The sequence below is a fragment of the uncultured Thermus sp. genome (assembly GCF_938010445.1).
GTDB lineage: Bacteria > Deinococcota > Deinococci > Deinococcales > Thermaceae > Thermus > Thermus altitudinis.
Window position 1 is genome coordinate 1 of sequence record NZ_CALLUR010000161.1, and the last position, 8,110, is coordinate 8,110.

At 66.2% G+C, this 8,110-nt stretch carries 9 protein-coding genes; 6 read left to right on the forward strand and 3 right to left on the reverse strand.

The annotated features are described in order from the left end of the window. On the reverse strand, positions 1-96 hold a 96-nt coding region (locus Q0693_RS08885), incomplete at its 3' end, for an antibiotic biosynthesis monooxygenase (protein WP_366140537.1). 204 nt (positions 97-300) lie between these two features. Here Q0693_RS08885 and mog point away from each other — a divergent pair. From mog to cimA, 6 genes are all read left to right on the forward strand, one after another. Beyond that, positions 301-795 carry a molybdopterin adenylyltransferase gene (gene mog, locus Q0693_RS08890; protein WP_243027248.1) on the forward strand — a complete coding sequence of 165 codons (495 nt, stop codon included), beginning with the start codon at positions 301-303 and terminating at the stop codon, positions 793-795. A 165-nt stretch (positions 796-960) separates the two neighbouring features. Then, a complete protein-coding gene (gene ilvB, locus Q0693_RS08895) occupies positions 961-2,649 on the forward strand; it encodes a biosynthetic-type acetolactate synthase large subunit (protein WP_298630910.1) in 1,689 nt (562 codons plus the stop codon). Beyond that, positions 2,646-3,158, forward strand: a complete 513-nt coding sequence (gene ilvN, locus Q0693_RS08900) for an acetolactate synthase small subunit (protein ID WP_298630914.1) — start codon at positions 2,646-2,648, stop codon at positions 3,156-3,158. The genes ilvB and ilvN overlap by 4 nt, the downstream gene beginning before the upstream one ends. Beyond that, positions 3,155-4,168, forward strand: coding sequence for a ketol-acid reductoisomerase (ilvC, locus tag Q0693_RS08905; protein WP_243029370.1), 1,014 nt, complete (start codon positions 3,155-3,157; stop codon positions 4,166-4,168). Before ilvN ends, ilvC begins: the two co-directional genes overlap by 4 nt. A 57-nt stretch (positions 4,169-4,225) precedes the next feature. Beyond that, positions 4,226-5,782, forward strand: coding sequence for a 2-isopropylmalate synthase (locus tag Q0693_RS08910; RefSeq protein ID WP_298630918.1), 1,557 nt, complete (start codon positions 4,226-4,228; stop codon positions 5,780-5,782). Between the two features lie 48 nt (positions 5,783-5,830). Continuing rightward, positions 5,831-7,414: a citramalate synthase gene (cimA, locus tag Q0693_RS08915; RefSeq protein ID WP_298630921.1), complete on the forward strand. Its 1,584-nt coding sequence runs from the start codon at positions 5,831-5,833 to the stop codon at positions 7,412-7,414. A gap of 118 nt (positions 7,415-7,532) precedes the next feature. On the opposite strand, the gene Q0693_RS08920 is transcribed toward cimA, so the two are convergent. Further along, complete coding sequence (locus Q0693_RS08920) at positions 7,533-7,817, reverse strand: Uma2 family endonuclease (protein ID WP_298630923.1); 285 nt, start codon at positions 7,815-7,817, stop codon at positions 7,533-7,535. A 62-nt stretch (positions 7,818-7,879) separates the two neighbouring features. Further along, on the reverse strand, positions 7,880-8,110 hold a 231-nt coding region (locus Q0693_RS08925; protein ID WP_298630926.1), incomplete at its 5' end, for an ABC-2 family transporter protein.

The following is an 8,110-nucleotide window of genomic DNA, read 5'->3' on the forward strand; positions in this document are numbered from 1 at the left end:
CATCCGGTCCACCAGCCTGGCACGCGTGCGGAAGGCCTCTTCAAACCTGTGGGCGAACTCGGGTTTGACGGGTATGCGGTTCATGGTCACGTACATCTGGGCACCTCCTTTCCGGGATGAGGCTAACAGGCATGGCCCGAAAAGTCAAGTATTCCGATCGGATTACATGAGATGCAAATGGTAATCAATCTTAATGCCAAGCCCAACCACACGGCCTCTAGACCTTTAGAGCGGGTGCCGCTTCCCGCCGGTTTGGACAGTGCCTTGGCGGTGGCCGGGGCCTTGCCTTAAGCTGGGGGCATGAGGGTGCGGGTAGGGGTGCTTACGGTTTCCGACCGGGCGAGCCAGGGGGTCTATGAGGACCGCTCCGGCCCGGCGGTGGCGGCCTTTGTCCGGGAGCGCTGGCCGGAGGCGGAGGTGGTGCCCCGGCTGGTGCCCGACGAGGTGGAGGCCATACGGGAAGCGGTGCTGGAGCTTTTAGGCATGGGGTGCCGGCTGGTGCTCACCACGGGGGGCACCGGCCCTGCCCCTCGGGATGTGACCCCGGAGGCCCTCTTGCCCCTTTTGGAGAAGCCCCTCCCCGGCTTCGGCGAGGCCATGCGCTTGGCCTCCTTACGGGAGACGCCCTTGGCCATCCTCTCCCGCCAGGTGGCCGGGGTGCGGGGGGAGGCCCTGATCGTGAGCCTACCGGGCAGCCCCAAGGCCATCCGCACCTGCCTCGAGGCGGTGTCTGAGGCCATCCCCGTGGCCCTTCGCCTGCTTGAGCCAGGTTCCTCTTGCGAAAAGGACCCTTGACATCCTGGGGGGGCTAGGCTAGCATGGGCCACAAGATGCGCTTCGGCCTCGCCCTATCCCTAGGCCTGGTCCTAATCGTAGGACCGGTGGGGGGTAGGGTGTAGCAGTGTAGGGCGCATCCAAAACCCCCCGGAGAACCGGGGGGTTTTGGTTTAGGAGGGGGAGATGAAGGGATCGGAGGCACTTCTAAAGGCGCTGGAGCGGGAGGGGGTGGAGGTCATCTTCGGCCACCCAGGTGGGGCCATCATGCCGGTCTACGATGCCCTCTATGACAGTCCCATCCGCCACATCCTGGTGCGGCACGAGCAGGGGGGTGTGCATGCCGCCACCGCCTATGCCCGGGCTTCGGGCCGGGTGGGGGTGGTGATGGCCACCAGCGGCCCTGGGGCCTTGAACCTGGTCACGGGTCTGGCGGATGCCTATATGGACTCCACCCCGGTGGTGGCCATCACCGGGAACGTGCCCCGGGCCCTGATCGGCAGCGACGCCTTCCAGGAGGCGGACGTCACCGGGGTCACCATGCCCATCACCAAGCACAACTACCTGGTGCAGGAGGTGAACGACATCCCCCGGGTGGTGCGGGAAGCCTTCCACATCGCCTCCACGGGGAGGCCCGGGCCGGTGCTCATTGACCTGCCCAAGGACGTGCAGCTTGCGGAGTTCACCGGCACCTTTGAGGTGGAACTGGACCTTCCCGGCTACAAGCCCACCACCAAGGGCCACCCCAAGCAGATAGAGCGGGCCTTGGAGGCCCTGGAGAAAGCGGAGAAGCCCATCCTCATGGTGGGGGGTGGGGCGCAGCACGCCCACGGGGAGCTTCTGGCCTTTGCGGAGAAAACGGGAATCCCGGTGATCACCACCCTCATGGGCCTGGGGGCCTTCCCTGGCCATCACCCCCTTTGGCTGGGCATGCCCGGGATGCACGGCACGGTGGCCGCCAACCGGGCCATCCACCACGCCGACCTCATCCTGGCCATCGGCCTGCGCTTTGACGACCGGGTCACGGGGAAGGTTTCCCGCTTCGCCCCCCACGCCCACACCATCATCCACGTGGACATTGACCCCGCAGAGATCGGCAAGCTGGTGCGCACCCACGTGCCCATCGTGGGGGATGCCCGCCTGGTCCTTAGGGAGATGCTGAAAGGGGCCAAGCCCCTTAGGCTGGCCTCCTGGTGGCGGGAGCTGGAGGATTGGCGCACCCGCTACCCTTTGCGCTGGAAGCCGCGGCCCCATCTGCAGGCCCCGGAGGTGATCCGGGCCTTTGCCGAGGCCACGGGGGGGCACGCCATTGTGACCACGGGGGTGGGGCAGCACCAGATGTTCGCCGCCCAGTACTTCCCCGTTACCCGGCCCAGAAGCTTTATCACCAGCGGGGGCCTGGGCACCATGGGGGTGGGTTTGCCCTTTGCCATCGGGGCCAAGGTGGCCCGCCCGGACGAGCTGGTCATTGACTTTGACGGGGACGGTTCCTTCCAGATGACCCTGCAGGAGCTGGCCACGGTGGTGAAGTACGGTCTGGACGTGAAGGTGGTGATCCTCAACAACGGCTACCTGGGCATGGTGCGGCAGTGGCAGGACCTCTTCCACGCCAAGCGCTACTCGGAGGTGTACCTGGCGGACTCCAACCCCGACTTCGCCCGCCTGGCGGAGGCCTACGGCATCAAGGGGGTGAGGGTGGAGCGCAAGGAGGACCTCATGAAGGGGGTGGAGGCGGTCCTTTCCGCCGATGGCCCCGTGGTGGCGGAGTTTAAGGTCTACCACGAGGAGGGGGTCTTCCCCATGATTCCCGCAGGGGGGGCGGCGGAGGACATGATCCTGGAGCACCCCGAGGAAAGGCAGGAGGTGGAGGCGTGAGGCACGTGATCTCGGTCTTGGTGCAGGACCACCCCCGGGTGCTAAACCGCATCACCGGGCTTTTCGCCCGCCGGGGCTTCAACCTGGAAAGCCTGGCGGTGGGTACCACCCATGTGCCCGGCCTATCCCGCATCAGCCTGGTGGTCTCGGGGGACGACCGCACCCTGGAACAGGTGGAAAAGCAACTTAACCGGCTGATTGAGGTGCTGAAGGTTACCGACCACTCCGAGCCCCACGTGGAGCGGGAGCTGGCCTTGGTCAAGGTCCATGTGGCGGGGGTGGAGGAGCGCTTGGCGGTGAAGGACATCCAGGAGGCCTTCCGGGCCCGGGTGGTGGACGTGGCCCAGAAGAGCCTGATCCTGGAGCTCACCGGGGACTCCAAGAAGATAGACTCTTTCCTTGAGGCCCTTAGGCCTTATGGGATCCTCGAGGTCATGCGCACCGGGGCGGTGGCCATGAGCCGAGGGGAGCGCACCCTTAAGGTCAGGGAAAGACGGGAGGCGGTATGAAGATCTACTACGAACACGACGCAGACCTAGGTTTCATCCAAGGCAAGAAGGTGGCGGTACTGGGCTTCGGCTCCCAGGGGCACGCCCATGCCCTGAACCTCAAGGACTCGGGGGTGGACGTGCGGGTGGGGCTTAGGCCCGGGTCCCGTAGCGCCGCCAAGGCGGAGGCCATGGGGCTTAGGGTCCTCCCGGTGGCCGAGGCGGTGCGGGAGGCGGATGTCGTGATGGTGCTCCTACCCGACGAAACCCAGGGCCGGGTCTACCGGGAGGAGATTGAGCCCAACTTGAAGGAGGGGGCCAGCCTGGCCTTCGCCCACGGGTTCAACATCCACTTTGGCCAGATCAAGCCCAGGCGGGACCTGGACGTCTGGATGGTGGCCCCCAAGGGTCCCGGCCACCTGGTGCGGAGCGAGTACACCAAGGGAAGCGGGGTGCCAGCCCTGGTGGCCGTGCACCAGGACGCCTCGGGCTCGGCCTTTCCCACCGCCTTGGCCTACGCCAAGGCCATCGGGTCGGCGCGGGCCGGGGTCATTCCCACCACCTTCAAGGACGAAACGGAAACCGACCTCTTTGGGGAGCAGGCGGTGCTCTGCGGGGGGCTTACCCGGCTGATCCAGGCGGGGTTTGAAACCCTGGTGGAGGCCGGGTATCCGCCGGAGATGGCCTACTTTGAGACCGTGCACGAGGTCAAGCTCATCGTGGACCTCATCTACGAGGCGGGTTTCGCCGGCATGCGCTACTCCATCTCCAACACCGCCGAATACGGGGACTACACCCGGGGGGAGGTGGCGGTGCCGGTGGAGGAGACCAAAAGGCGCATGCGGGAGATCCTCCGCCAGATCCAGGCCGGGGAGTTTGCCCGGGAGTGGATGCTGGAGAACCAGGTGGGCCAGCCGGTCCTGGAGGCCAACCGCAAGCGCTGGAAGGAGCACCCCATTGAGGAGGTGGGGGCAAGGCTCAGGGCCATGATGCCCTTCCTGCGGGCAAGGGTATTGGAAGAGGTAGGCTAGGTGGGTTCCAAAGGCCCCCCACCTGGGGGGCCTGGTGCGTTTTTGGGGAGGGAGAAGATGGAACGGCACATCCGGATCTTTGACACCACGCTGCGGGATGGGGAGCAGAGCCCAGGGGTGGCCCTTTCCCTGGACCAGAAGCTGGAGATCGCCCACGCCTTGGCCCGGCTCAACGTGGACATCATTGAGGCGGGCTTTCCCGTATCCGGGCCTTTGGAGTTTGAGGCGGTAAGGCGGATCGCCGCCGAGGTAAGGGGGCCCATCATCGCCGCCTTGGCCCGCACCCACACCCTGGACATTGACCAGGCGGCCAAGGCCTTGGAGAAGGCGGAAAAGCCTCGGATCCACGTCTTCACCTCGGCCTCCAAGGTCCATCTCCAGTACATGCTGAAGAAAACCGAGGAGGAGGTCCTGGAGATGGCGGACCAGATGGTCCGCTATGCCCGAAGGTACGTGGACGACGTGGAGTTTTCCGCCCAGGATGTGATGCGGGCGGAGTGGGAGTTCGTGAAGCGCCTCTACGAGGTGGCCATTGAGGCTGGGGCCACCACCATCAACATTCCCGACACCACCGGCTACGGTACACCCAATGAGTACGGGGCCCTGATCCGCCGCATCCGGGACGAGGTGGTGCGGGGCCGGGACGTGATCATCTCCACCCATACCCACGACGACCTGGGCCTGGCCACCGCCAACGCCCTGGCGGGCATAGAGAACGGGGCGGGCCAGGTGGAGTGCACCATTAACGGCATTGGCGAGCGGGCGGGCAACACCGCCTTGGAGGAGGTGGTCATGGCCCTTTATGTGCGCCGGGACTGGTACAAGGCCAAGACCCAGATCAACACCCGGGAGATCTACCGGGTTTCCCGCCTGGTGGAGCGCTACACCGGCATGCCCGTGCCCCCCAACAAGGCCATCGTGGGGGACAACGCTTTTGCCCACGAGTCGGGGATCCACCAGGATGGGGTGTTGAAGCACCGCTCCACCTACGAGATCATGGACGCGGAGCTCATCGGCAGGCGGCCTGCGGTGATCGTCTTGGGCAAGCACTCCGGGCGGGCGGCCTTCAAGAAGGCCCTCGAGGACCTGGGCTACAAGGACCTCCCCGAGGAGCAGCTCAAGGTGCTCTTCTCCCGCTTCAAGGAGATCGCCGAGAAGAAGGGGCCCTTGTCGGCCGAGGAGCTTCAGGCCCTGGTGGAAAGCGAACGGGAGCCGGCATCCCAGTTCTTCACCCTGGAACATGTCCAGTTCTTCTCCGGCTCCGGCCTCCTGCCCACGGCCACGGTCAAGGTGAAAACCCCAGACGGGGAACGCCTGGCCACCCACACCGGGGATGGGCCGGTGGATGCCGTGTACAAGGCCATCCAGGAGGCCATCGGCCTTAGGCCTGAGCTGGAGCTTTACCGGGTGGAGGCCATCACCGGCTCCACCGAGGCCTTGGGCCAGGTGACGGTACGCCTGCGCCTGGGGGAGCTTCAGGCGGTGGGGGTGGGGGTATCCCCGGACATCATTGAGGCCAGCGCCTTGGCCTTCCTGGATGCCGCCGGCAAGCTGGCCAGCGGCCGGGCCACCCGGCACCCGCCCTCCATTGAGGAGGTCCAGCGGGGTGTGTAGGGCCACCCTTGCCGGGCTTGGCCAAGGGGGGCTTCCAGGGGTGAGGAGATGGTGGAGATCCTAGACACCACCCTACGGGATGGAACGCAAGGGGAGGGCATCAGCCTTTCCGTGGACGACAAGGTGGCCATCGCCAAGCGCCTTTCCGCCTTCGGGGTGCACCTGATTGAGGGGGGCTGGCCCGGGTCCAATCCCAAGGACGCCGAGTTCTTTGCCCGCATGAAGGGGGTGGACCTGGGGGAGGCCAGGCTGGCCGCCTTTGGGGCCACCAGGCGAAAAGGGCTTTTGCCGGAGGAGGACCCTTCGGTCCTGGCCCTTTTGCAGGCGGAAACCCCGGTGGTGGTCCTCTTTGGCAAGAGCTGGACCCTGCACGTTTTGGAGGCCTTGGAGACCACCCTGGAGGAGAACCTGCGCATGATCCAGGACACCGTGGCCTACCTGGCCGGGCGGGGAAGGCGGGTGGTCTACGACGCCGAGCACTTCTTTGACGGGTACAAGGAGGACCCGGGCTATGCCCTGGCCACCCTGGAGGCCGCGGCCCAAGGGGGTGCGGACACCCTGGTCCTTTGCGACACCAACGGGGGGACCTTGCCGGAGGAGGTCTACGCCATCACCAAGGTGGTGGTGGAGCGCTTTCCCGGCCTGAGGATCGGCATCCATCCCCACAACGACGCCGAGCTGGCGGTGGCCAACGCCTTGGCGGCGGTGCGGGCCGGGGCCACCCACGCCCAGGGCACCATCAACGGCTACGGGGAGCGGTGCGGCAACCTGAACCTGACCAGCTTCCTCCCCACCCTGGTCTTCAAGTACGGCATTCCCGCCATCCCCCAAGAAAGGCTTAAGGGCCTGAAGGAGCTCTCCCACTTCGTGGACGAGAGGGCCAACCAATCCCCCAACCGCCGCGCCCCCTACGTGGGGGAGTCGGCCTTCGCCCATAAGGCGGGGGTGCACGTTTCTGCCGTCTTGAAGAACCCCCGCACCTACGAGCACATTCCTCCCGAGTGGGTGGGGAATAGCCGCCGGTTCTTGGTCTCCGACGTCTCGGGCCGGTCCAACCTGCTGGCCAAGCTCCAGGAGCTGGGGGTGGACCTCTCCAAGGAGGAGGCCAAGCGCCTACTGGACGAGGTCAAGGCCCTGGAGTACGAGGGCTATGCCTTTGAGGGGGCGGAGGCCAGCTTTTACCTCCTGGCCCACCGCCTGAAGGGCGGGAGCCTGCCCTTCAGCGTGGAGGGGTTTTCCGTCTTCGTGCACGGAAGCGGCCTGGACACCGCTTGGGCCGAGGCCACGGTGCGGGTGAGGGTGGGGGAAAGCCTCCAGCACACCGCCGCGGAAAGCCCCTCGGGGCCGGTTTCCGCCCTGGATAGGGCCTTCCGTAAGGCCGTGCTCCAGTTTTACCCGGAGCTTTCCGACGTGGAGCTCACCGACTACAAGGTGCGCATCCTCGCCGGCCAGGAGTCGGGCACCAACTCCGGGGTGCGGGTGATGATTGAGATGAAGCGGGGAGAGGAGCGCTTTAGCACCGTGGGGGCCAGCGAGAACATCCTCGAGGCCTCCCTTAAGGCCCTCACCGACGGCTACGCCTACGCCCTCCTCCACCCCAGCCTCAAGGTGACCGCGCCCACGGCAGGCTGACCTCGGGGAAGGCCAAGGGGCTTGCAGGCTCGGAAGGGGAGGGAAGGCGGCTCGGGCGGTAGCGTCCCTCCTTGGGCTCCCGGTGCACCTCGAGGCGGTCCTCCTTTAGGTTCACCGGTCATACCTCGGGGATGCCGGCCTTCGCGTAAAGGGGAAGCTTCGCCTCCCGGTCCAACTCCAAGGAGATGTCCGCCACCTCTATGGGGAGAAGGACCTCTGGGGGCTCTGGGTGGCGGTCCCGAGGGCGGTCCAAGGGTGGGGCAAGGACGGGCGGGTCGGGTTCGGGTTCCGAGTCGGGAGGAAGACGCCAGGGGTTTGGCCCCATGACCCCAGCCTCACCCCGTGGGGCCTCATGCAAGGGGTTGTCCAGCCGGGCCACCATGAAGGCCTGTTTGGGTTCCATGGGGCTCTATCCCTTTCCCCAAAGGTGCTCCACCCGCGCGGTAGCGGGTGGCCATGCCCCTGTTAGGCTCCCTGGCCGGAGTAGTGCCTAAGCCCAAGCCGCCAAAGGAGCCGCCAAAGGAGAAGGAGGGCTCCACCCCAGAAGAGCATGATCCAGACCCCCGGGAGGAGGTCCACCTCCTGCCCAGCCAGGAGGGCGGCGGGCAGGTAGACCAGGTAGGGGAAGGGGGTGAGGAGGGCCAGGGTCCTTAGGGGTTCGGGGAAGACCTCGAGGGGCGCGATGGTCCCGGAAAG